The organism is Pseudomonas uvaldensis (assembly GCF_021271205.1).
GTDB lineage: Bacteria > Pseudomonadota > Gammaproteobacteria > Pseudomonadales > Pseudomonadaceae > Aquipseudomonas > Aquipseudomonas uvaldensis.
Genome location: NZ_JAIWKS010000012.1, coordinates 90136 through 115159, shown reverse-complemented (window position 1 = coordinate 115159; position 25024 = coordinate 90136). Strand labels below are relative to the sequence as shown.

The 25024-nt window shown below is 61.4% G+C and carries 20 protein-coding genes and 5 tRNA genes; 7 read left to right on the top strand and 18 right to left on the bottom strand.

What is annotated here, in order from left to right; genetic code table 11:
- Positions 1-100: 100 nt before the first annotated feature.
- From asd to leuC, 5 genes are all read right to left on the bottom strand, one after another.
- A complete protein-coding gene (gene asd / locus LCU97_RS23110; protein WP_053154747.1) occupies positions 101-1213 on the bottom strand; it encodes an aspartate-semialdehyde dehydrogenase in 1113 nt (370 codons plus the stop codon).
- Positions 1214-1267: 54 nt separating this feature from the next.
- Positions 1268-2350: a 3-isopropylmalate dehydrogenase gene (leuB, locus tag LCU97_RS23105; RefSeq protein ID WP_053154750.1), complete on the bottom strand. Its 1083-nt coding sequence runs from the start codon at positions 2348-2350 to the stop codon at positions 1268-1270.
- A gap of 64 nt (positions 2351-2414) precedes the next feature.
- On the bottom strand, positions 2415-3179 hold the full coding sequence (locus tag LCU97_RS23100; RefSeq protein WP_232777874.1) for a class I SAM-dependent methyltransferase: 765 nt from the start codon (positions 3177-3179) through the stop codon (positions 2415-2417).
- Between the two features lie 137 nt (positions 3180-3316).
- On the bottom strand, positions 3317-3961 hold the full coding sequence (gene leuD, locus LCU97_RS23095) for a 3-isopropylmalate dehydratase small subunit (RefSeq protein WP_053154756.1): 645 nt from the start codon (positions 3959-3961) through the stop codon (positions 3317-3319).
- Between the two features lie 11 nt (positions 3962-3972).
- Positions 3973-5391: a 3-isopropylmalate dehydratase large subunit gene (leuC, locus tag LCU97_RS23090; protein ID WP_053154758.1), complete on the bottom strand. Its 1419-nt coding sequence runs from the start codon at positions 5389-5391 to the stop codon at positions 3973-3975.
- Positions 5392-5557: 166 nt separating this feature from the next.
- On the opposite strand from leuC, the gene LCU97_RS23085 reads away from it, so the two are divergent.
- The gene (locus tag LCU97_RS23085) at positions 5558-6448 is read left to right on the top strand and encodes a LysR family transcriptional regulator (protein ID WP_053154761.1); all 891 of its coding nucleotides are present in this window, start codon (positions 5558-5560) and stop codon (positions 6446-6448) included.
- Positions 6449-6514: 66 nt separating this feature from the next.
- Positions 6515-9793 (top strand): EAL domain-containing protein, encoded by a 3279-nt coding sequence (locus LCU97_RS23080; protein ID WP_053154764.1) that lies wholly within the window; start codon positions 6515-6517, stop codon positions 9791-9793.
- Positions 9794-9846: 53 nt separating this feature from the next.
- On the opposite strand, the gene LCU97_RS23075 is transcribed toward LCU97_RS23080, so the two are convergent.
- From LCU97_RS23075 to uvrB, 11 genes are all read right to left on the bottom strand, one after another.
- Positions 9847-10299, bottom strand: coding sequence for an Hsp20 family protein (locus LCU97_RS23075; RefSeq protein ID WP_232777873.1), 453 nt, complete (start codon positions 10297-10299; stop codon positions 9847-9849).
- Positions 10300-10419: 120 nt separating this feature from the next.
- Positions 10420-11379, bottom strand: coding sequence for a tRNA dihydrouridine synthase (locus LCU97_RS23070; protein WP_053154770.1), 960 nt, complete (start codon positions 11377-11379; stop codon positions 10420-10422).
- Between the two features lie 155 nt (positions 11380-11534).
- Positions 11535-11978: an acyl-CoA thioesterase gene (locus LCU97_RS23065; protein ID WP_053154778.1), complete on the bottom strand. Its 444-nt coding sequence runs from the start codon at positions 11976-11978 to the stop codon at positions 11535-11537.
- Between the two features lie 76 nt (positions 11979-12054).
- A complete protein-coding gene (locus LCU97_RS23060) occupies positions 12055-12888 on the bottom strand; it encodes an alpha/beta fold hydrolase (RefSeq protein WP_232777872.1) in 834 nt (277 codons plus the stop codon).
- Positions 12889-12915: 27 nt separating this feature from the next.
- Complete coding sequence (locus tag LCU97_RS23055) at positions 12916-13455, bottom strand: TetR/AcrR family transcriptional regulator (protein WP_232777871.1); 540 nt, start codon at positions 13453-13455, stop codon at positions 12916-12918.
- Between the two features lie 181 nt (positions 13456-13636).
- Positions 13637-13712, bottom strand: a tRNA-Glu gene (locus tag LCU97_RS23050).
- Positions 13713-13788: 76 nt separating this feature from the next.
- Positions 13789-13864: transfer RNA gene (locus LCU97_RS23045), tRNA-Ala, on the bottom strand.
- Positions 13865-13917: 53 nt separating this feature from the next.
- Positions 13918-13993, bottom strand: a tRNA-Glu gene (locus LCU97_RS23040).
- Positions 13994-14071: 78 nt separating this feature from the next.
- Positions 14072-14147: transfer RNA gene (locus tag LCU97_RS23035), tRNA-Ala, on the bottom strand.
- Between the two features lie 146 nt (positions 14148-14293).
- Positions 14294-15775 (bottom strand): glutamate--tRNA ligase, encoded by a 1482-nt coding sequence (gltX, locus tag LCU97_RS23030; RefSeq protein ID WP_053154787.1) that lies wholly within the window; start codon positions 15773-15775, stop codon positions 14294-14296.
- A 224-nt stretch (positions 15776-15999) separates the two neighbouring features.
- Complete coding sequence (gene uvrB, locus LCU97_RS23025) at positions 16000-18015, bottom strand: excinuclease ABC subunit UvrB (RefSeq protein ID WP_053154790.1); 2016 nt, start codon at positions 18013-18015, stop codon at positions 16000-16002.
- A 332-nt stretch (positions 18016-18347) separates the two neighbouring features.
- Here uvrB and LCU97_RS23020 point away from each other — a divergent pair, with 332 nt between their 5' ends.
- From LCU97_RS23020 to LCU97_RS23005, 4 genes are all read left to right on the top strand, one after another.
- A complete protein-coding gene (locus tag LCU97_RS23020; protein WP_053154793.1) occupies positions 18348-19544 on the top strand; it encodes an amino acid aminotransferase in 1197 nt (398 codons plus the stop codon).
- Positions 19545-19743: 199 nt separating this feature from the next.
- A tRNA-Asn gene (locus tag LCU97_RS23015) sits at positions 19744-19819 on the top strand.
- Positions 19820-20063: 244 nt separating this feature from the next.
- Complete coding sequence (locus LCU97_RS23010; RefSeq protein WP_053154796.1) at positions 20064-20258, top strand: hypothetical protein; 195 nt, start codon at positions 20064-20066, stop codon at positions 20256-20258.
- Positions 20259-20346: 88 nt separating this feature from the next.
- Positions 20347-20529: a hypothetical protein gene (locus LCU97_RS23005; RefSeq protein ID WP_053154799.1), complete on the top strand. Its 183-nt coding sequence runs from the start codon at positions 20347-20349 to the stop codon at positions 20527-20529.
- Here the strand turns inward: LCU97_RS23005 and LCU97_RS23000 are convergent.
- Positions 20526-21587: an AI-2E family transporter gene (locus LCU97_RS23000; protein WP_053154802.1), complete on the bottom strand. Its 1062-nt coding sequence runs from the start codon at positions 21585-21587 to the stop codon at positions 20526-20528. The two genes, LCU97_RS23005 and LCU97_RS23000, sit on opposite strands and share 4 nt — an antisense overlap.
- A 151-nt stretch (positions 21588-21738) precedes the next feature.
- On the opposite strand from LCU97_RS23000, the gene trhP reads away from it, so the two are divergent.
- Positions 21739-23064 (top strand): prephenate-dependent tRNA uridine(34) hydroxylase TrhP, encoded by a 1326-nt coding sequence (trhP, locus tag LCU97_RS22995; protein ID WP_053155387.1) that lies wholly within the window; start codon positions 21739-21741, stop codon positions 23062-23064.
- 236 nt (positions 23065-23300) lie between these two features.
- Here trhP and LCU97_RS22990 read toward each other — a convergent pair whose 3' ends face one another.
- Positions 23301-24980, bottom strand: coding sequence for a methyl-accepting chemotaxis protein (locus LCU97_RS22990; RefSeq protein ID WP_053154805.1), 1680 nt, complete (start codon positions 24978-24980; stop codon positions 23301-23303).
- Positions 24981-25024 lie beyond the last annotated feature (44 nt).

The window sequence follows — 25024 nt, the reverse complement described above, 5'->3', positions numbered from 1 at the left end:
GCAAGGCTTGCCCGCGATGAGGCCATTAGAGCCAACACAATATCCATAAAAAAACCCGCACCTCTCGCAAGGCACGGGCTCTTTCACTGCAGCAAACCGATCAACGCTCGAGCAGGATCCGCAGCATGCGGCGTAGCGGTTCGGCCGCGCCCCACAGCAGTTGGTCGCCGACGGTGAAAGCACCGACGAATTGCGAACCCATGTTCAGTTTGCGCAAACGGCCCACCGGCACGTTCAGGGTGCCGGTGACCTTGGTCGGGCTCAGCTCCTGCATACTGGTTTCACGGTTGTTCGGCACCAGTTTCACCCATGGGTTGTGCTGGCTGATCAGCCCTTCGATGTCGGCGATCGGCACGTCCTTGTTCAACTTGATGGTCAGCGCCTGACTGTGGCAGCGCATGGCGCCAATGCGCACGCAGATGCCATCCACCGGGATCGGGCTCTTGAAGCGTCCCAGGATCTTGTTGGTTTCAGCCTGAGCCTTCCACTCTTCACGGCTCTGGCCGTTTGGCAGTTCCTTGTCGATCCACGGAATCAGGCTGCCGGCCAGCGGCACGCCGAAGTTTTCGGTCGGGTACGCATCGCTGCGCATTGCCTCGGCCACCTTGCGGTCGATGTCCAGGATGGCGCTGGCCGGGTTGGCCAGGTCATCGGCGACGGCTGCGTGGGTCGCGCCCATTTGCTTGATCAGTTCACGCATGTTCTGCGCGCCGGCACCGGAGGCCGCCTGGTAGGTCATGGCGCTCATCCATTCCACCAGGCCGGCTTCGAACAGGCCGCCCAGGCCCATCAGCATCAGGCTGACGGTGCAGTTGCCGCCGATGTAGTTCTTCGTGCCCGCGTCCAGCTGCTGGTCGATGACCTTGCGGTTCACCGGGTCGAGGATGATCACCGCGTCGTCCTTCATGCGCAGGCTCGAAGCAGCGTCGATCCAGTAACCCTGCCAGCCGGCTTCGCGCAGCTTGGGGAAGACTTCGCTGGTGTAGTCGCCACCCTGGCACGTCAGGATCACGTCAAGGGTCTTGAGCTCTTCAATGCTGTAGGCATCCTTGAGCGCACCGGTGTCCTTGCCCACGGAAGGGCCCTGGCCACCAACATTGGAAGTGGTGAAAAACACCGGCTCGATGAGATCGAAATCCTGCTCTTCCAGCATTCGCTGCATGAGCACGGAACCGACCATGCCGCGCCAACCGATCAGACCTACACGTTTCATCGCAACTACACCTTTACAAAAGTGGGCCACCGTCCAGGCAGTGGGCCCGAGAGATTACAGATTCCGCAGCGCGGCGACTACTGCGTCGCCCATTTGCTGGGTACCGACTTTGGTACAACCGGCCGACCAGATGTCACCGGTGCGCAACCCTTGGTCCAACACCACGCTGACAGCCTTCTCGATGGCATCGGCGGCGGCGTTGAGATTGAAGCTGTAGCGCAACATCATCGACACCGACAGAATGGTCGCCAGCGGGTTGGCAATGCCCTGCCCCGCGATGTCCGGCGCCGAACCGTGGCACGGCTCGTACATGCCTTTATTGTTGGCGTCCAGGGAGGCCGACGGCAGCATGCCGATGGAACCCGTGAGCATCGACGCTTCGTCGGACAGAATGTCGCCGAACATGTTGTCGGTGACTATCACATCGAACTGCTTCGGCGCACGCACCAGTTGCATGGCCGCGTTGTCGACGTACATGTGGCTCAGTTCGATGTCCGGGTAATCCTTGGCCACCTGCTCGACCACTTCGCGCCACAATTGGCTGGACGCCAGCACGTTGGCCTTGTCCACCGAGCACAGTTTCTTGCCTCGCACGCGGGCCATGTCGAAACCGACCCGGGCGATACGGCGGATTTCACTCTCGCTGTACGGCAGGGTGTCGTAGGCCTGACGCTCACCATTATCCAGCTCACGGGTGCCACGCGGGGCGCCGAAGTAGATACCGCCGGTCAGTTCACGGACGATGAGGATGTCCAGGCCCGAGACGATTTCCGGCTTCAGGCTCGACGCATCAGCCAGTTGCGGATAAAGGATCGCCGGACGTAGATTGCCGAACAGGCCCAGTTGCGCACGGATTTTCAGCAGGCCGCGCTCGGGGCGAATGTCGCGCTCGATCTTGTCCCATTTCGGACCGCCCACGGCGCCCAGCAGCACGGCGTCGGCGGCACGGGCGCGATCCAGGGTCTCATCGGCCAGGGGCACGCCGTGCTTGTCGATGGCCGCGCCACCGATCACGTCGTGGCTGAGCTCGAAGCCCAGGCCGTACTTGTCGTTCGCCAGCTCCAGGACCTTGACCGCTTCGGCCATGATTTCCGGACCAATGCCGTCGCCTGGGAGAATCAGAATCTGCTTGCTCATGTATTCCTCATTTGCTCTGTCGACGCGCCCCAGGCTTTGCAACCTGGGACTGGCCGGGAAAAGTCTATCGCTCGGCCCACAGCACCAGTACATCTGTACTGAACGAACCATCGGCCTCAATCTCAAAATATTCACGCACTTCATCGCCCATCGAGCGTTGCAGCTCGAGGATCGCGGCGCGCATCACTTCGGGCGTGCGCATGCGCTCGACCCAGGAGCGGTACTCCAGACGCAGGCGCTGGCGCGATGTGCTACGGGTATGCAACCCCGCCTCGCTGACCTGGCGCAGCCATTCGCCAGCCGAATAGTCGCGCACATGACTGGTGTCGCGCAGCACTTCGACACTTTGCAGGTAGGTGTCCAGCAATGGCGCACCCGGCGAAAGGATATCGATGAATGCCGCCACCCCACCCGGCTTGAGCACCCGACGCACTTCCCGCAGGGCCAGGCCCAGATCGCTCCAATGATGCGCCGAATAACGGCTGAACACGAAATCGAACTCGCCCTCGGCGAACGGCAGGTGTTCGGCGGCGCCGCGCACCGTGCCGATATTGCCCAGGCCCCGATCCGCTGCCGCCGCGGCCACAACGTCCAGCATTTGCTGGGACAGGTCGTAGGCCACCACTTCAGCGGCCAATGGCGCCACATGGAAACTCACATGACCGGCGCCGCAACCCAGGTCCAGCACACGGGCGCCGGCATGACCGGCAAGCTCCGCCTGTAGCAACGCGAACTCGGCGCCCTGAGCGTGCACGGCGCTGCTCAGGTAGGCCGAGGCCTGCTCACCGAATTGCTTTTGTACAACCTGACTGTGGGCGGTGGTGGTCATGGGATGTCCTTAAGGGTTGTGTTGTCTGGGCTGGCCTCATCGCGAGCAGGCTCGCTCCCACAGGGTTCTTGTGAACGCCGCAAACCCAATGTGGGAGCGAGCCTGCTCGCGATGGCATCATTACGCCTTACGCAAAATCAAGCATCACGAAACAACCAAGGCTGGCTCGCCCGATGCTTGGCCTCAAACGCCGCAATCGCGTCGCTGTCCTGCAGGGTCAGGCCGATATCGTCCAACCCATTGAGCAGGCAGTGCTTGCGGAACGCATCGATCTCGAAACTCAACACCTTGCCGTCGGGGCGGGTCACGGTCTGGGCCTGAAGATCGATCTGCAGTTGATAGCCCGGATTGGCCTCGACCTGCTGGAACAACTCGTCCACTTGCGCATCGCTCAGAATGATCGGCAGCAAGCCGTTCTTGAAGCTGTTGTTGAAGAAGATATCGGCATAGCTCGGCGCGATGATGCTGCGGAAACCGTACTCTTCCAGCGCCCACGGCGCGTGTTCGCGGCTCGAGCCGCAACCGAAGTTCTCGCGGGCGAGCAACACGCTGGCGCCCTGGTAGCGCTCGGCGTTGAGAACGAAGTCCTTGTTCAGCGGGCGCTTGGAGTTGTCCTGGTACGGCTGGCCCACGTCCAGGTAGCGCCACTCGTCGAACAGGTTCGGACCGAAACCGGTGCGCTTGATGGATTTCAAGAATTGCTTGGGAATGATCTGGTCGGTGTCGACGTTGGCACGATCCAGAGGCGCGACAAGACCAGTGTGCTGGGTAAAAGCTTTCATGCTGCGCTCCTTCAGATCAATTCACGAACGTCGACGAAACGGCCGTTGACAGCGGCAGCCGCGGCCATGGCCGGGCTGACCAGGTGCGTACGGCCACCGGCGCCTTGACGCCCCTCGAAGTTACGGTTGGAGGTGGACGCACAATGCTCGCCCGACTCCAGGCGATCCGGGTTCATCGCCAGGCACATCGAGCAGCCTGGCTCGCGCCATTCGAAACCGGCTTCGAGGAAGATCTTGTCCAGCCCTTCCGCTTCCGCCTGGGCTTTCACCAGCCCTGAGCCCGGCACCACGATGGCCTGCTTGATGGTCGAGGCCACCTTGCGCCCCTTGGCAATCACCGCCGCAGCGCGCAGGTCTTCGATCCGCGAGTTGGTGCAGGAGCCGATGAATACGCGGTCCAGTTGAATGTCGGTGATCGCCTGGTTGGCGCTCAAGCCCATGTATTTCAGGGCGCGGACAATAGAGTCGCGCTTGACCAGGTCCATTTCCTTGGCCGGATCCGGGACGTTCTGATCCACCGCCAACACCATCTCCGGAGACGTGCCCCAGCTGACTTGCGGTTTGATCTGCGCGGCGTCGAGCTCGACCACGGTATCGAAGGTTGCGTCGGGATCGGACACCAGGTCTTTCCAGGCTTCGACCGCCTTGTCCCATTCGGCGCCTTTCGGGGCGAACGGGCGACCTTTGACGTATTCGATGGTCTTTTCATCGGCCGCCACCAGCCCGACGCGGGCGCCGGCCTCGATGGACATGTTGCAGATGGTCATGCGGCCTTCGACGGACAGGTCACGAATCGCGCTGCCGGCGAACTCGATGGCATGGCCGTTACCGCCGGCGGTACCGATTTTGCCGATCACGGCCAGGACGATGTCCTTGGCAGTCACGCCGAATGGCAGCTTGCCCTCGACGCGCACCAGCATGTTCTTCATTTTCTTGGCCACCAGGCACTGGGTGGCGAGCACGTGCTCGACTTCGGAAGTGCCGATGCCATGGGCCAGCGCACCGAATGCGCCGTGGGTGGAGGTGTGGGAGTCGCCACACACCACGGTCATGCCGGGCAAGGTCGCGCCCTGCTCCGGGCCGATAACGTGGACGATGCCCTGGCGCACGTCGTTCATCTTGAATTCGACAATGCCGTATTCGTCACAGTTGTCATCGAGGGTCTGAACCTGGAGACGCGAGACCTGATCGACGATGGCTTCGATGCCGCCCTTGCGCTCCGGCGTGGTCGGGACGTTGTGGTCCGGGGTCGCGATGTTGGCGTCGATGCGCCATGGCTTGCGCCCGGCCAGGCGCAGGCCTTCAAAGGCCTGCGGCGAGGTCACTTCGTGGATGATGTGACGATCGATATAGATCAGCGCCGAGCCATCGTCGCGCTGTTTGACCAAATGCGAGTCCCAGAGCTTGTCGTAGAGCGTTTTGCCGGCCATTGGACGGTTTCCTCATCAGCTTGTTTCTATTTGGTTCTATGCCTGGGCTTTTATTGAATCAATAACCCTTTGGCTTGTGAGGCTGATGGTAAGAGGCTACATTAAATAACTCAAATTCATATTTTTCATGCTTTGCATAACTCACAGGAATCCCATCGAGACGGCCATGGACCTTGCGAACCTCAACGCCTTCATCGCCATTGCCGAGACGGGCAGTTTCTCGGGTGCCGGTGAACGCCTGCACCTGACCCAACCGGCGGTCAGCAAGCGGATCGCCGGCCTGGAACAGCAGCTCAACGTACGTCTGTTCGACCGGCTGGGCCGCGAGATAGGCCTGACCGAGGCTGGCCGGGCGCTGCTGCCACGGGCCTATCAGATCCTCAACGTGTTGGACGACACCCGTCGTGCCCTGACCAACCTGACCGGCGAAGTCACCGGACGGCTGACGCTCGCCACCAGCCACCACATCGGCCTGCATCGCCTGCCGCCTCTGCTGCGCGAATTCACCCGTCGTTACCCGCAGGTGGCGCTGGATATCCAGTTTCTGGATTCGGAAGTCGCCTACGAAGAAATCCTTCATGGCCGGGCGGAACTGGCGATCATCACCCTCGCCCCGGAGCCGCATGCCCTGATGCGCGCCATGCCGGTGTGGGACGACCCTCTGGACTTCGTGGTGGCGCCAGAGCATGCGTTACTGGAGAACCCCACCGTGAGCCTGGCGGACATTGCGCTGCACCCGGCGGTATTTCCAGGTGGCAATACCTTTACCCATCACATCGTCCAGCGCCTGTTCGAGGCCCAGGGCCTGACGCCAAACATCGCCATGAGCACGAATTATCTGGAAACCATAAAAATGATGGTTTCCATCGGCCTCGCGTGGAGCGTCCTGCCACGCACTATGCTTGACGATCAGGTAGCGCGCATTCCTTTACCGGGCATACAGCTCAGTCGCCAGCTAGGCTATATCCTGCACACCGAACGGACGCTGTCGAACGCTGCTCGGGCTTTCATGGCCCTACTGGACGCACAAATCGATCTGCCAGGGACCCAGGCATAGGTTGTGCTACTCCTCTGGTGCCGAATGCCTGTGCTTAACGCCCAACTGCCCAAGGCTCGCTAGATAATGCCCAACCCTGCCGACCATACCCCGCCCTTGCCACGCATCCAGGCGCTTGACCCCAAGCGGTCCGAGCAAAGCTGGGACAGCGCACCGCAGCTGCTGGCCGCCCTGAACGGCGCGCACCTGGGGGCGTGGTCGTGGGATATCGAGACCGGGAAGATCAGTTGGTCCCGGGGTACCCAGGCGCTGTTCGGCTTCGATCCGCGCCAGCCGCTGCCAACGGACGTTGAGTACCTCGACCTATTGCTGCCCGAAGACCGGGCCAAGGCGATCCGGGCGTTCCACGCGGCCGTGGCTGGCGCGCCATTGGAACAGGCCATGCACCACCGCATCGTCTGGCCCGATGGCAGCCTGCATTGGCTGGAGATCAATGGCAGCGTATTGCCCGACAAGCACGGTCGTCCGCGCATGATCGGCGTGATCCGCGAAATCACCCACCAGCGCGAGCGCGAACAGGCCCTGCGCAGCTCCGAAAAACGTTTCGCCACGCTCTTCCATCTCTGCCCGAACATGGTCTTGCTGACCCGCCAGGAAGATGGACTGATCAGCGAAGCCAACCAGTATTTCGAAAGCCTGTTCGGCTGGCCGGTGCATGACGTGATCGGACGGACCACTCTGGAACTGGGTTTGTGGGTCGACCCCAGCCAACGAGCCAGGCTGGTGGAAGCGACCAAGGCCAAGGGCGAGCTGGTCAGCATGGAAGTGGAGTTCCGGGCCAGCAACGGCCAGATTCACAACGGCATACTCAGCGCGCAGAAAGTCGAGCTCGAAGGCCAGCCCTACCTGTTGAGCACCTTCCTCGACACCACCGAACGCAAACTGGCCGAACAGGCGCTCAAGGACAGCCAGGAACGCCTGGACCTGGCGCTCGACTCGGCACAGCTGGGTACCTGGGACTGGCACATCCCCAGCGGCATGCTCTACGGCTCGGCCCGGGCCGCCCAGCTGCACGGCCTGGAGCCCAAGCCCTTCCATGAATCCTTCGATGCGTTTTTCGAGGGCGTGCCGGACAATGAACGCAACAACATGCGCAACGCCTACCGCAGCCTGCGCGAGGGCCCGGCCGGCAACTACCAGCTGACCTACCGCGTACAGCTACCGGATGGCAGCTCCCGCTACCTGGAAAGCCGCGCCCGCCTCTATCGCAACGAAGACGGCAGCCCCCTGCGCATGGCCGGAACCCTGCTGGACATTACCGACCAGGTGGAGCGTGAACAGAGCCTGGCGGCGTCGGAAGAGAAATTCGCCACACTGTTCCAAGTGAGCCCCGACCCGATCTGTGTCACCCACCATGACAGCGGTCGGTTCCTGGAGATCAACTCCAGCTTCACCCAGACCTTCGGCTGGGTCGCCAGCGAAGTCATTGGCCGAACCGCCGACGAAATCGGTCTATGGGACGCCTCGGGCAGCAGCCTGCAACGCATCGAACGAGTGATCCGCGAGCAGTCGCTGAGCAACGTCGCCATTGTCGTGCACCATAAATCCGGCTATCCGTTGACCTGCGTGATCTCCAGCCGACAGATCAATGTCGGCAACCAGCCCTGCATCGTCACCACCCTGCGGGACATCACCCAGCAGCAACGCTCCGAAGCAGCCCTGAAGGCCAGTGAAGAGAAATTCGCCAAGGCGTTCCACTCCAGCCCCGACGCCATCACCATCACCGAACGCGACAGCGGCCGCTACCTTGAGGTCAACGATGGTTTCTGTCGCCTGACCGGCTACCGTGCCGACGAAGTGATCGGCCATACGGTGTATGAGGTGGGTATCTGGGCGGAAACCAAGCAACGCACGGCGTTGTTGGCCGAACTGCAACTCAAGGGTCGCGTCCATCATCTGGAAATGCTCGGGCGCAACAAGCGCGGCGAGATGCTCACCGTGGAAGTCTCGGTGGAGCCCATCACGCTCAATGAAACGGCCTGCCTGTTGCTGACGGCCCGGGACGTGAGCCTGTTGCGCAACGCCGAAGCACAGATCCGCCACCTGGCCTATCACGACCCGCTGACCAACCTGCCCAACCGCGCCCTGTTGATGGACCGGCTGAGCCAGCAGATCGCCCTGCTCAAACGCCATGACCTGCGGGGCGCGCTGCTGTTCCTGGACCTGGATCATTTCAAGCACATCAACGACTCCCTTGGCCACCCGGTGGGCGACACGGTATTGAAGATCATCACTGCCCGCCTTGAAGCCAGCGTGCGCCAGGAAGACACCGTCGCGCGACTGGGTGGCGACGAATTCGTGGTGCTGCTCAGCGGCCTGGAAGGCACTCGCGCTGAAGTCAGCGAACAGGTACAGAAGCTGGCCGACACCTTGCGCGAGTTGCTCTCCGAACCGATGTCCCTTGATGGCCAGCGGCTACAAGTCACACCGAGCATCGGCATGGCGTTGATCCCCGACCATGGCACCACGCCCGCCGACCTGCTCAAGCGCGCCGACATCGCGCTCTACCGCGCCAAGGATTCGGGACGCAACACTTCGCAGATGTTCCAGGCCACGATGCAAAAAGCCGCCAGCGAACGGCTGCGCATGGAGACAGACCTGCGCCAGGCCCTGGCCCGTGGCGAGTTCAGCGTACATTTCCAGCCTCAGGTCGATGCCCGGGACAACCGCATCATCGGGGCCGAAACCCTGGTGCGCTGGCATCACCCGGAACTGGGCGCCCAGTCGCCCAACGAGTTCATCAAGGTCCTGGAAGACAGCGGACTGATCCTGGAAGTCGGCACCTGGATCCTCGACGAGGCCTGCGACGGCTTCAGGCAACTGATCGCCAAGGGCAAGGTCGATCCCCGGCGCTTCAGCCTGTGCGTGAATATCAGCCCGCGACAATTCCGCCAGAGCGATTTTGTCGAACGTATTGAAACCAGTCTTGCCATCCACGGCCTGCCCTGCTCCATGCTCAAGCTTGAAATCACCGAAGGCATCGTGATCCAGAACCTGGACGACACCATCGGCAAGATGCGCCGCCTCAAGAAACTGGGAGTGAGCTTTGCCATGGATGACTTTGGCACCGGCTATTCATCACTGACCTACCTCAAGCGCCTGCCGGTGGACACGCTGAAAATCGACCAGTCATTCGTGCGCGATGCCACCAGCGACCCCAACGACGCCGAAATCATCCGCGCCATCGTCGCCATGGCCCGCAGCCTGAATCTAGAGATGATTGCCGAAGGTGTGGAAACCCTGGAACAGTTACAGTTCCTGCAGGGGCTCGATTGCCATTTGTACCAAGGCTACCTGCACAGCCGGCCGTTGCCGTTGGAAGCGTTCGAGCGGTTGTTGCCGTAAGCGATGAGCATGAAAAAGGGCGCCTTCCGGCGCCCTTTTTCAGTGGCGATGCATCAGTTCTGCAGCGCGGGTTGTTGCTGCGCACCGTTGATCGGGATGCGCTTGGCTTTCGCCTCTTCCGGAATCACCCGCAACAGGTCGATGCTCAACAGACCGTTGCTCAGGCCGGCGGACTTGATTTCGATATGATCGGCCAACCGGAAGGACAGTTTGAACGCACGCTGGGCGATGCCCTGGTGCAGGAAAGTCACGCTGTCGTTGCTGGCCTCGCGCTTGCCGCCGCTGATGGTCAGCACACCTTTTTCCACCTGCAGGTCCAGGTCTTCTTCCCGGAACCCGGCGGCGGCGACCACGATGCGGTATTCGTCATCGCCATGTTTTTCCACGTTGTAAGGTGGATAGCTGCTGCCCGGTTCGTTACGCAAGGCGGTTTCGAACAGGTCGTTGAAACGGTCGAAGCCCACCGAGGAACGGAACAGAGGGGCCAGCGAGAATGCAGTACTCATGATTCAAATCTCCTGAAAAGTTCAGCAAGGTTTTTTGTCTCCGCGACCCGAATTCGGCATCGCGTACCCCCTATCTAGGGTCCGCCAAATACTTTTCAAGAGCTTTTTTCGAATTTTTTTTCAGGCCGCTTCGGTGCGCTGCACTCCCAACAAATGGCCCACCGCATCCAGGTCGGTTTCCCGTCGTAACGCGCTGAACAGCACAACCGCTTCGGGATAATTGCGCGTCAGCATCGCCAGCCACTGCTTCAGCCGACCGGGGGCCTGGCGCGGAGTCAATTGCTCGACCACTTGCATCCAGAAGTCCTGGAGCATCGGTTGCAGCTCGGCCCAGGACATCTCGATCACTTCCTCGCCAGCCCGGGCCGCGGCGATCTGCCGGGCCAGATCGGGACGGGAAACAAGACCGCGACCGAGCATGATGTCCTCGACGCCACTGATTTCACGGCAACGGCGCCAATCCTCCACGCTCCAGATGTCGCCATTGGCGAACACCGGCACCTTGACCACTTCCTGGACCCGCGGGATCCATTCCCAGTGCGCCGGCGGCTTGTAACCGTCGGTCTTGGTCCGCGCATGCACCACGATGTGCGCGGCGCCACCTTCGGCCAGGGCCGTGGCGCAGACCAGCGCGCCGTCCGGGCTATCGAACCCCAGGCGCATCTTGGCGGTGACCGGAATATGGCCGGGCACCGCGCGACGCACATGCTCGACGATCTCGTTCAACAACTCCGGCTCCTTGAGCAGCACCGCCCCGCCTCTGGACTTGTTCACGGTCTTGGCCGGACAGCCGAAGTTCAGGTCGATCACTTCCGCGCCCAGCTCACAAGCCAGCACGGCGTTCTCCGCCAGGCACACCGGGTCCGAACCCAGCAGTTGCACCCGCAACGGCACGCCGGCAGCGGTCCGCGCATGGGTCAGCAGCTCCGGGGCAAGCTTATGGAAGTAGGCCGGCGTGAGCAGGCGGTCATTGACGCGGATAAACTCGGTCACGCACCAGTCGATACCGCCAACGCGAGTCAGGACGTCCCGCAGGATGTTGTCGACCAACCCCTCCATGGGCGCCAGGGCAATTTGCATGGGAAAACGCACTCAACGAAAAAACGTGCGGCAGTTTACCGGATTTTCCCCCAATCCTGTGGGAGCGAGGCTTGCCCGCGATGCAGACACCTCGGTTTATTCTGATACCGAGGCGATGCTATCGCGGGCAAGCCTCGCTCCCACAGGGGTTCGACTCATGACAACGCTGCCGTGGGTATGGCCGCACCATAACCCTCAACGAATTCCGGCGGCATGCGCTTGGGCCTGCCGGTGGAAAGTTCGATGCAGACGAAGGTGGTCTGGGCACGCAGCAAGGTGGTGTTGTCGCTGGGACGAATCAGTTGGAAATGCCGGGTCATCTTCAATCGCTGGTCCCAATCGACGATCCAGGTTGCCAGTTGCAACTCGTCCCCTTCGTAGGCAGCAGCCAGATAGTCGACTTCATGACGCACTACCGCCATGGCCCGGTCCAGTCGCCGGTATTCCGCCAGATCCAGTCCCAGCCGCTGGGAATGACGCCAGGCACAGCGCTCAAGCCAAGTGACATAGACCGCGTTGTTGGCGTGGCCCAGCCCGTCGATATCTTCGGGGTTTACCTGAAGATCAATGATGAACGGTGTTGCCCGATCCCAGCCCATGCCCCTCTCCCGGTCGAATATGATCGAGGCAGTGTATCCGATCCCTGCGGGACCCGGGCCAGCCTTGCTCGCACACTCAGGCCGATTGCCGCGCTTGCAGGTTACGCCCGGCCAGCAGTGATAACACGCCTTCGATGACGCGAGGATCGGCCAGCACCCGCTGGTGCCCACCCGCTGGCAGCCGCAGCAGGCGACTGTCGAACCAGGCTTCGTGGATCAGTTGCGACTCCGTGACCGAAACCGATGTGTCATCCTCGGCATGGACGATCAGCCCTGGCACGTCCAATTGATAGTGCGCGACATCCATCTTCGAAGCCGGCATGCCCACATCATTTTCTACCTGACGAATGAACGCCGAGCGCGCCTTGGGCGGCAACCCCATCATCCGGGCGAAACCACGCAACACCCCAAGGATGCGCGCCGGCGCCGCAATGCTGACCAGCGTCTCGGTGCGCAAGCCCAACTGGACCGCGAGCATGGCGCTGGCGCCGCCCATGGAATGCCCGATCACTGCCTGCAATGGCGGCAGCTCAGCCGCGGCTTCCAGCATGGCCCGGGCGAACAGCAGAACATTCGCCTCGCGACCGGGAGAGCGGCCATGGGCCGGCCCGTCCAGGGCCACCACCGTATATCCGGCGTCCACCAGCGCGGTGATCAGCGCAGCGAATTGCGTGGGCCGCCCTTCCCAACCGTGCATCAGCAAAACGGTCGGCCCCTTGCCCCAGCACAAAGCAGAAAGACCGAAGCGCAAGGTGACGCGCTCGGAACTCGCCAGCAAGGGCAGTTCCCAGTCCCGTGGCGGCAGATTTCGTGGTCGCATGAACAGCGTCCGCATTTTCTTCGCCACCAGGCGCGGGGCTACCCGGCCAAGCGTGCCATTGACGCCGCGAATCCAGCTCAACCTGTCCATCGCTCATCTCCAGAACTGCGTCTGTGCTCAGCGCACCGCCGATTTGGCCGCACGCAATAAACGATCCGATAAATCTCCCGGCCCCAACGCCCGCGCCAGGGCCAGGCCGCCGACCATCAAGGCGATATCGGCCAGGGCTTTGTCGGCGTCCTCCGGGCTGGCCGCCAACTGTGCGGTCATCAGCTCGATGTGCTCATTGAGCACTTCACGGAAAGGGTCCGGCAGCCGCCCGAGCTCTCCGATCGATGCGGGGATCGGGCAGGCATTCTCAGTGGAGTCCCGGTGCTTTCGCGACAGATAGAACGCGGCCACCAGAGCACGCCGCTCTTCACCGGTCAGTTCGGCATCCATGTCGGCGATCAAACCGCGACGCCGACTGAGCAATTGCTTGAACGCCTCCAGCATCAAGGCGTCCTTGCTTTCAAAATGGGCATAAAAGCCGCCGACCGTCAGCCCGGCCGCGCCCATCACCTCGCCCACGCTCGGCTCGGCCGGGCCACGCTGAATCAGCGCGTCGCTGGCGGCCTTGATAATGCGTTCACGGGTCTGTGCCTTTTTATCGCTCATCGCTGCCTCCAAATATTACGACTGAAATATTATTCGCATAATAAATTTCTGCAAGCGAAATCACGGACCGCCCGTCAGAAGCATCATTTTATTGAGATTGAAAATTGGCTGAACGCCAGAAAAACAAAAGGGCCATTCAATGATTGAATGACCCTTAAAAATCCCGCAGAGCGGGTAATCGTGGCGTCCCCTAGGGGACTCGAACCCCTGTTACCGCCGTGAAAGGGCGGTGTCCTAGGCCACTAGACGAAGGGGACACAAACCTTCTTGCTTGATCAGCACTGAGAACTGATCGATTCAAGGCCGGTGTGGCCAGACCTTGAACCTGTCGATTGGTGGAGCTAGACGGGATCGAACCGTCGACCTCTTGCATGCCATGCAAGCGCTCTCCCAGCTGAGCTATAGCCCCGAATTTTTCGCCTTGCGGCGGAGCGACATATTGCAATATCGCTTCTGTAAAACTGGCGTCCCCTAGGGGACTCGAACCCCTGTTACCGCCGTGAAAGGGCGGTGTCCTAGGCCACTAGACGAAGGGGACGCAAACCCTTCTAACAACTGATCAACGCTGAGTGTTGATCCCTTCAAGGTCGGTGTGGCCAGACCTTGAAGTGTAAATTGGTGGAGCTAGACGGGATCGAACCGTCGACCTCTTGCATGCCATGCAAGCGCTCTCCCAGCTGAGCTATAGCCCCTCATCGCTGAGGACGGGGCGAATCTTAAGGGCGTATCGGAGGGCTGTCAAATTTATTTTCAACAAATTTGAAAATTTTTTGCCGGGATAACAATCACTTACCGACAAACCCCGGAAAACCGGGGTGTGCCCTGCCTCATCGACCGCTTAAGCAATCGCGCCCAGCAGTTTTTCCCACTCCTTGTTTTCCTTCTTCGACACGCCACCGAGCAGATCGATGGCCTGGCGCAGACGGAAACGGGTCAGATCCGGCCCGAGGATTTCCATCGCGTCGAGCACCGATACCGAGCTGGCCTGGCCGGTAATGGCGGCGAACATCAGCGGCATGGCATCGCGCAATTTCAACTCCAGAGACTCGACCACGGCCTGGATGGTCGCGGTGATGCTGTCCTTGTCCCACTGGCGCAGACTTTCGAGCTTCCACAGGATCAGTTGCATCAACTGACGCACCTGATCGCCCGAGAGCTTCTTGGATTCGAACAACTTCACATCCGGCGTCACGCCACCAGCGAAAAAGAAACCGGCCAGCGGGGCGATCTGGCTGAAGGTTTCTACCCTGCCCTGCACATGGGGCGCGATTTTCATCATGTACTCGGGGTTGAATGCCCACTTCTGCACGCGAGCGGCGAACTCTTCCACCGGCAGGTCCCGCAGCCACTGGCCGTTGAGCCATGACAGTTTCTCGATGTCGAAGATCGGGCCTCCCAGGGAGACGCGCGACAGGTCGAAATGCTCGACCATTTCCTGCAACGAGAACTTCTCACGCTCGTCGGGCATCGACCAGCCCATGCGGCCGAGGTAGTTGAGCATCGCCTCGGGCATGAAGCCCATGCGCTCGTAGAAGGTCACCGAGGTGGGGTTCTTGCGCTTGGACAGCTTGCTCTTGTCCGGGTTACGCAGCAGCGGCATGTAGCACAACTGCGGCTGTTCCCAACCGAAGTACTCGTAGAGCAGGATCAGTTTCGGCGCCGATGGCAGCCATTCCTCGCCCCGCAACACGTGGGTGATGCCCATCAGGTGATCGTCGACCACGTTGGCGAGGAAGTACGTCGGCAGGCCATCGGTTTTCATCAGCACCTGCATGTCCATGCGATCCCACGGGATCTCGACATCGCCGCGCAACATGTCCGGCACCACGCAGACGCCTTCACTCGGCACTTTCATGCGAATGACATGGGGCTCGCCGGCCGCCAGGCGACGGGCGACTTCTTCCTTGGACAGCAGCAGCGCACGGCCGTCGTAGCGCGGGGTTTCGCCACGGGCGATCTGCTCGGCGCGCATCTGGTCCAGCTCCTCGGCGGTGCAGAAACACGGGAACGCATGCCCCATGTCCACCAACTGCTGGCAATACTGCTTGTAGATGTCACCACGCTCGCTCTGGCGGTACGGGCCGTGCGGGCCGCCGACATCCGGACCTTCGCTCCAGTCGATGCCCAACCAGCGCAAGGCGTCGAAAATCTGCTGCTCGGACTCACGGGTCGAGCGCAACTGATCGGTGTCTTCGATCCGCAGGATGAACTCACCGCCGTGCTGCTTGGCAAAGCAATAGTTGAACAAGGCGATGTAGGCGGTGCCGACATGGGGATCGCCAGTGGGCGAAGGCGCGATGCGGGTGCGGACGGTGGTCATGGCATGTCTCAAAAAGAAGATAAAAGCGAAGGTGAAACAGGGGGCGAATGGTAACAGGCGATGGTGGGCGGGCTCCAGTCAGAGGGGGATTTGTATAGCCGACCTTTGGACCGAGTCGCCCTCAATCGCGAGCAGGCTCGCTCCCACAGGGGATTTGTGAACGCCACAAGTCCAATGTGGGAGCGAGCCTGCTCGCGATAGGGCCCTGACAGGCAACAAAAGACTCAGACAGTGAGCAACCGCTCCCGCAACTTCCCAATCTCGTCGCGCAACTGCGCCGCCGCCTCGAACTCCAGGTCCCGGGCCAACTGGTACATTTTTTCTTCCAATTGCCGGATCCGCTTGGTGATTTCGCTGGGCGAGCGCAGTTCGGCCTCGTAGCGGGCGCTTTCTTCGGCGGCCTTGGCCATGCCCTTGCGCTTTTTGCTACGAGAGCCCGGCACGGTGGCGCCTTCCATGATATCGGCAACGTCCTTGAACACCCCTTTGGGCGTGATGCCGTTCGCCAGGTTGAACGCAATCTGTTTCTCACGACGGCGCTCCGTCTCACCGATAGCCCGTTCCATGGAGCCGGTGATGTTGTCGGCATACAGGATCGCCCGACCGTTGAGGTTACGCGCCGCACGGCCGATGGTCTGGATCAGCGAACGTTCGGAGCGCAGGAAACCCTCCTTGTCGGCGTCGAGAATCGCCACCAGCGACACCTCCGGCATGTCCAGGCCTTCGCGCAGCAAGTTGATGCCCACCAGCACGTCGAAGGTGCCCAGACGCAGGTCCCGGATAATCTCGACCCGCTCCACCGTGTCGATGTCCGAGTGCAGGTAACGCACCCGCACGCCATGGTCGGCCAGGTAGTCGGTGAGGTCTTCGGCCATGCGCTTGGTCAGCGTCGTGACCAATACCCGCTCCTCCACCGCCACGCGCTTGTTGATTTCCGAGAGCAAGTCGTCCACTTGGGTCAGTGCCGGACGCACCTCCACCTGCGGGTCAACCAGCCCGGTCGGCCGCACCACCTGCTCGACTACACGGCCGGCATGCTCGGCTTCGTAGTTGCCGGGGGTGGCCGAGACAAAGATCGTCTGCGGACTGACGGCCTCCCATTCGTCGAAGCGCATCGGCCGGTTATCCAGTGCCGAGGGCAGGCGGAACCCGTATTCCACCAGGGTTTCCTTGCGCGAGCGGTCGCCTTTGTACATCGCGCCGACCTGAGGCACGCTGACATGGGACTCGTCGATCACCAGCAAGGCATCGGCCGGCAGGTAATCGTACAAGGTGGGCGGTGGCGCGCCCGCCGGGCGGCCCGACAGGTAGCGCGAGTAGTTTTCGATGCCGTTGCAGTAGCCCAGTTCCAGGATCATCTCCAGGTCGAAACGGGTTCGCTGTTCCAGGCGCTGGGCTTCCACCAGCTTGTTGTTCGAGCGCAGGTATTCCAGGCGCTCCTGCAGCTCGGCCTTGATGCCCTCGATGGCGTCCAGCAGGGTTTCCCGTGGCGTCACGTAGTGACTCTTGGGATAGAAGGTGAAGCGCGGCAGCTTGCGGATCACCTCCCCGGTCAGCGGATCGAACGCCGAGATGCTCTCCACCTCATCGTCGAACAGCTCGATGCGAATCGCCTCCAGGTCAGATTCCGCCGGGTAGATATCGATTACATCACCCCGGACCCGGAACGTCGCCCGGGCGAAATCCATGTCGTTGCGGGTGTATTGCAGGTCCGCCAGGCGGCGCAGCAAGGCGCGCTGGTCGAGCTTGTCGCCTCGGTCGACGTGCAACACCATCTTCAGGTACGTCTCCGGGCTGCCGAGGCCGTAGATGCATGACACGGTGGTGACGATGATCGCGTCCTTGCGCTCGAGCAACGCCTTGGTGGCCGAGAGCCGCATCTGTTCGATGTGGTCATTGATCGAGGCATCCTTCTCGATGAAGGTGTCCGAGGACGGCACATAGGCTTCAGGCTGGTAGTAGTCGTAGTAAGAAACGAAATACTCCACCGCGTTGTTGGGGAAAAACGCCTTGAACTCACCGTACAACTGCGCCGCCAGGGTCTTGTTCGGCGCCAGTACCAGAGTCGGACGCTGCACCTGGGCGATCACGTTGGCGATGCTGAAGGTCTTGCCCGAGCCGGTCACACCCAGCAGCGTCTGGTGGGAAAGCCCCGCCTCGATACCTTCGACCATCAGGCGGATGGCCTCCGGCTGGTCGCCGGCGGGCTTGAATCGGGTGACGAGCTGGAATTCAGACATGACATAACCTCTGGGTTCACTCCTGTCGGCCAGGCGACAGGAACGAGGAAGACCGAAACGACTGATGTCGTCCGAGGAAAAAGCTGGAATGCAGACAATGTGGAGGTGAATGCCTTCGCTTTCAAGACGAACGTCCTACACGCCTTGGACTCTTTGACGCTGCGACAGGACTAACGGTCGAAAAAAATCGAAAATACTTACCGTAAATGCCGAATCGCCTGTCGCCGTGCCCGGTGATGGCCTCTATACTAGCTCCCCGTTTGTGCACCGCTCTAGTGCATTCGGCTGGAGCGCGACACGTCCCCTCATACTCCATTCAGAGCCGCGCAATAATGAGCCTGTTTTCCGCTGTCGAATTGGCACCCCGCGACCCCATCCTGGGCCTCAACGAAGCATTCAACGCCGACACCCGTACCAATAAGGTCAACCTGGGCGTGGGTGTTTACTGCAACGAGGAGGGGCGCATTCCACTCCTGCGCGCCGTGGTCGAAGCCGAAACGATTCGCGTGGCCCAGCACGTTTCCCGTGGCTACCTGCCAATCGATGGCATCGCCGCCTACGACCAGGCGGTCCAGACCCTGCTGTTCGGCAAGGACTCTCCGCTGATCGCCGCCGGCCGCGTCATCACCACCCAGGCCGTGGGTGGCACCGGCGCGCTGAAGATCGGCGCCGACTTCCTCAAGCAACTGCTGCCCGACGCCGTCGTGGCCATCAGCGACCCAAGCTGGGAAAATCACCGCGCCCTGTTCGAAACCGCCGGTTTCCCGGTGCAGAACTACCGCTACTACGACGCGGCCACCCATGACGTGAACCGCACTGGCCTGCTGGAAGACCTCAACGCCCTGCCCGACCGCTCCATCGTCGTGCTGCACGCCTGCTGCCACAACCCGACCGGCGTGGACCTGAGCCCGGAAGACTGGAAAAACGTGCTGGCGGTGGTCAAGGCCAAGAACCATGTTCCGTTCCTGGACATGGCCTACCAGGGTTTTGGCGACGGTATCGACGAAGACGCGGCGGCCGTGCGCCTGTTCGCCGAATCGGGCCTGACCTTCTTCGCATCCAGCTCGTTCTCCAAGTCGTTCTCCCTGTACGGCGAGCGCGTTGGCGCCCTGTCGATCGTCAGCGAATCGAAAGAAGAAAGTGCTCGCGTGCTGTCCCAGGTCAAGCGTGTGATCCGCACCAACTACTCCAACCCGCCGACCCACGGCGCCAGCATCGTGGCCGCCGTGCTCAACAGCCCTGAGCTGCGAGCCCAATGGGAAGCGGAACTGGCCGAAATGCGCCTGCGGATCCGCGGCATGCGCAACCAGATGGTGGACCTGCTCGCCAAGGCCGCACCACACCGCGACTTCAGCTTCGTTGCACGCCAGCGCGGGATGTTCTCCTACTCCGGCCTGACCGTCGAACAAGTGGCGCGCCTGCGCAACGAGTTCGGCATCTACGCCTTGGATACCGGTCGCATCTGTGTGGCGGCGCTGAACCAGAACAACATCGACGTGGTGACCAAGGCGATCGTGCAGGTCATCTGAAGCCCGCTGAATAACGGGATTCAATGAAAAAACCCTGTGGGAGCGAGCCTGCTCGCTCCCACATTGGTTCGTGCGTTTCCCGTCTCAGGGGCTGGGTGAAGCGGTAACAAGTGAGCAAAGGATCGCCCACTGCCTTCCAATCCCCCAATCATCACTCAAAGCTTGACTTCTCTTTTCCAATCAGTAACATACGCGTCATTCCGCGATAGCTCAGTTGGTAGAGCAAGTGACTGTTAATCACTGGGTCCCTGGTTCGAGTCCAGGTCGTGGAGCCAGATAGCAATACAAAAGCCCTTGAATCGAAAGATTCAGGGGCTTTTTTGTGGGCGATTCTCAGGCTCATGGCCATTTAAGCCTGCCCGATGTCGCTACCGGAACAATAATCCGGCGCCAAAAAGGCATTATGGTCTGAATCCTGCTTTCTTTTCCTGCAACCCAAGCTGTCACGCGGGTGTCATGACGCCGCCGCAAGCTGGCGCTTGTCCATGAACAGCAGCTTATAACAACAAGGACGAAGGTATGCCTACGCAGAATCCCCACCGCATCGTCGGCCTGTGCACCTCGAGCAAGGTGTACAACGCGCTGACCGAGCTCAAGCAACTGGAAGGCCATCGCAGCGCCAAATTCCTTTCGCTGTTGACTGAAAACCTGGTGCGCAAAGGCCTGCTCAACGAACGGGAAGTGCTGCACATGCTCGATCAGGTCGTCGATTGAGCGGCGTCGATTCCTACTATCGAGGCTGTTGATTTTTCGTCCTGCCGGCTGAGTCGTAAGGTAACCCCATCGATTGATGGAGGTTCTCATGTCCAAGATTCACATCATGTCTGTCGTTGGCAGCGCCGTCCCCGCCCCGCTCAGGGAACGTGGCCTGCTGGCCTGTTGGTATCTGGTCCAGGACGGCGTGACGATCAGCGGCCCGCTGACTTCACTGCCCGCCGCCCAGGCGTTGTCGCAACGTATCGGCCCTTATGTCCTGACCGCCTAAGGCAACTTCACCTTGGGCCCACTCTCGACAAACAGCGCCCAGCACGAGATGAAGAGCGCGGCAATCAGCGGCCCGATCACGAACCCGTTCAACCCGAACACCGCCAGGCCGCCCAGCGTCGAGACCAACACGAGGTAGTCAGGCATCTTGGTGTCCTTGCCCACCAGAATCGGACGCAGGAAGTTGTCCACCAGCCCGATCACGAATACACCGAACAGCGTCAAGACGACGCCCTGCCAGATCGCCCCCGACAGCAGAAAATAGACCGCCACCGGTGCCCAGACGATGCCCGCCCCCACGGCCGGCAGCAGTGACAGGAACGCCATCAGCACCGCCCACGGCAGTACCGTCGGAATTCCCAGGATCCAGAAAATCAATCCGCCCAGGGCCCCTTGGGTGATGGCCACCAGCAGGTTGCCCTTGACCGTCGCTCGCACCACCCGATTGAACTTCAATTGCAGGCGACGTTTCTGGTGTTCGGCCAAGGGGATGGCGGTACGCACCTTGCGTACCAGCTCCGCGCCATCGCGCAGGAAGAAAAACAACAGATAGAGCATGACAAAGAAGCTCACCAGGAACTGGAACGTACCCTGGCCAAAGCTGAAGGCCTGGGTGGCGAAGAACTCGCTGCCCTGCATCGCACTCTTGACGATCTTGTCCCGCAACCCACTCAGGTTACCCAGGCCGAAGCGGTCAAGCAGATGCTGGAAGTACGGTGGCAAGGCATCCTTGAACCGGGCCAGGTAATCGGCGACATCCAGCTCTCCGCTCTCCAGACTCTTGTACAGCGCCGCCCCTTCCTGCACCAACAGCGTGCTGATGACGATCACCGGCAGGATCGCAATGACCACGCAGGTGCTCAGAGTGAACAGCGACGTGACGTTGCGCGGCCAGCCGAACTTGAGTTGCAGGCGACGCTGCATCGGCGCAAAGACGATGCCCAGGATCACCGCCCAGAACACCGCGCCGTAGAACGGCAGCAGGATCCAGATGAAGGCAATGGTGACCAGGGCAAGCAACAGCATCTGGGATTTGTTTTGCAGCATCTTTCGGTTCATCAGCTTTCCATGTCTACAAGGCCGGATAACCTTTAGTCAGCCCGGACTCGCCGGAGTGCCGTCGCGTTTGCTCCTTCGGACATTGACCTGCGTCAATACCGTCCGGCCGTGCGTGGCCTACCCTCGCCGCTTTTTGCGATCCGACGCCACCATGCCCCTCGTAGCCCCCGAACTGCTCGCCCCCGCCGGCACCCTGAAAAACATGCGCTATGCCTTCGCCTACGGTGCCGACGCGGTGTACGCCGGCCAGCCGCGTTACAGCCTGCGGGTGCGCAACAATGAATTCGACCACGCCAATCTGGCCCTGGGCATCCAAGAGGCCCAGGCCATGGGCAAGCGATTCTACGTGGTCGTCAACATTGCGCCGCACAACGCCAAGCTGCGCACGTTCCTCAAGGACCTCGAACCGGTGATCGCCATGGCGCCGGATGCGCTGATCATGTCCGATCCCGGGCTGATCATGCTGGTTCGCCGGCATTTCCCCGAGATGCCTATCCACCTGTCGGTGCAGGCCAATACGGTGAACTGGGCGAGCGTCGAGTTCTGGCAGCAACAAGGCCTGAGCCGGATCATCCTGTCGCGGGAATTATCCCTGGAGGAAATCGCCGAAATTCGCGAACACGTGCCGGCCATGGAACTGGAAGTGTTCGTCCACGGTGCGCTGTGCATGGCCTATTCCGGTCGTTGCCTGCTGTCGGGTTATTTGAACAGGCGCGACGCCAACCAGGGCAGTTGCACCAATGCCTGTCGCTGGAAGTACTCGGCGCAACCGGCGGTGGAAAATGCGACGGGCGATATCGTGCACACCTATCAACCCGAACCCACCCTGGGCCTCGGGGCACCCACGGACCAGGTGTTTCTGCTTCAGGAAGCCAACCGCCCGGACGAATCCATGCCGGCCTTCGAGGACGAACACGGCACCTACATCATGAACGCCAAGGATCTGCGGGCGGTGCAGCATGTGGAGCGGCTGACTCGCATGGGCGTGCACTCGCTGAAAATCGAAGGCCGGACCAAGTCGCACTTTTATTGCGCCCGCACCACCCAGGTGTATCGCCGGGCCATCGACGACGCCGTGGCCGGTCGGGCATTCGACCGCAGCCTGATGACCGACCTGGAGTCGCTGGCCCAACGCGGCTATACCGAGGGCTTCCTGCGGCGGCATGTACATGATGAGTATCAGAACTACCAGAACGGCAGCTCAGTGTCGGAGCGCCAGCAGTTCGTCGGCGAACTGACCGGCGAGCGCCGCGAACGCCTGGCCGAGGTGAAGGTCAAGAACCGCTTCGAAGTCGGCGACCACCTGGAACTGATGACACCCAAGGGCAACTTCCACTTCGACCTGCATCAATTGCAGGACGTCAAAGGCCAACGCATCGACGTCGCCCCGGGAGACGGGCATGTGGTGTACGTGCCGATTCCGGATGCGGTGGATTTGCGGTTCGGGTTGTTGATGCGGGATGTGCGCCAGGCTTAGGGGCGCCGCCGTCTCTTGTGGGAGCGGGCTTGCTCGCGAATGCGGGGGCAGAAGAAAATGGATTGCCTGAGCCCCCGCTTTCGCGAGCAAGCCCGCTCCCACAAGAGCATGCATTGACCTTTTGATCGGAGAAACTGCCGAAGGCTGCGGTCCTCCTCTCCCGATAGGGCCCGGTTGCCCAGGCGTTGCATCTGGATCGAGAGCGAAAGACCGCAGCCTTCGGCAGCTCCTGGGGATCAGATCCGGAACTGACCCACGAGTTTGCCCAGGCGCTGGCCCAGCTCGTTCAGGCTGCGGGAGGTCTGGGCGCCGAGTTGGGTTTCGTCGGCGACGGTGTCCACCGCCACGGCGATCTGGTGCACACTGCGGTTGATTTCCTCGGCCACGGCGGTTTGCTCCTCGGCGGCGCTGGCGATCTGGGCGTTCATGGAGTTGATGGTGCCAATAAGCTGCGCCATGGTGTCCAGGGACGCCCCCGCCTCGTTGGCCCGCACCGACGTCCCATCGCCGGCCTCACTGGAGCGGCGCATCGCTTCCACGGCGGCATGGGTACCCGATTGCAGGCGGTCGATCATGCCCTGGATTTCCTGGGTGCTCTGCTGGGTCCGACTGGCCAAGGCCCGTACTTCATCGGCCACCACCGCAAAGCCGCGCCCGGCCTCCCCGGCCCGTGCGGCTTCGATGGCGGCGTTGAGGGCCAGCAGGTTGGTCTGCTCGGCAATCGAACGAATCACGCCCAGTACGCTGACAATCGAGGCCACGTCCTGTTGCAGACTGTCCAGGGACACGCCGCTGCTGCGGATATCCTCTACCAGCGCATGAATCTGCTGGATGCTGCCGGCCACGACGCGCTTGGCGGACTGACCCTCTTCATCGGTCTGCTGGGCCGCGACAGCAGCGCCCTGGGCGCTGCGAGCCACTTCCTGTGCGGCCGAGGACATCTGGTTGATCGCCGTGGCGACCTGGTCGGTTTCGTGGCGCTGCCGTTCCATGGCCTGCTCGGAGCGCTGGGCCTGTTCGGATACCTGAGTCACCAACCCGGTCAATTGCGACGTCATGTCAGTGATCTGCCGTACCAGGCTGTGAATCTTGTCGACAAAGCGGTTGAACGAACCGGCCAGTTGACCGAGCTCGTCCTGGCTGGTTATGGCCAGTCGCCGGGTCAGGTCGCCCTCACCCGCTGCGATGTCATCGAGGTTGTCTTTCATCAGGTGCAGCGGTCGCAGGATGGTGTTGGCCAGCAGCAGCCCCACCACCGCAATCACCAGCAACACGACGGCGGCTATGCCGACAATGCTCAATATCACCCCTTGCACACGCTCATGGACCTTGGCTTCCACCAGGGCAACCTGGGCTTCGATGCCGTCCAGGTTGACCGAGCTGCCCACTGCCATGTCCCATTTGGGCAGGTATTCGGTGTAGCCGAGCTTGGGCACCAGGTCCTTGCTGTTGGGCAGTGGCGAGCTGTATTCGAGGTAATGGGTCCCGTCCTTGGCGACCTTCACCAGATCACGGTTGACGTAGACACCGTTCGGGTCGCGGTTGTCCTTGAAGCTCTTGCCAACGCCATCGGGGCTGTTGGCCTTGAACAGGCGCACGGTTTCGGAGTCGTAGCCGAAGAAATAGCCGTCCTTGCCGTAGCTGACGTTCGACAGCAGTTTGATCGCCTGGGCTCGCGCGGCGTTATCGCCGGGCGCGGCGGCATCGTACAGCGGCCTGATGGCGGTCAGGCCCACCGCCACGTAATTCTGCAGCGTGGCCTTGGCCTCGGCGAGCAGGCGCTCACGGGTCTGCCGGACCTCGTTGGCGGCCTGTTCCTTCAGGATGAATGCCGTGGTCAGGCTGATGATCGCAGCGGACAGCAATACCGGGAGTATTGCCAGGGACAGGACTTTAGCCTTCAGGCTCAGGCGCATGCTGTTCACTCTTGTAGGTGTTATTGGCGTGGTTAGCTGTATTA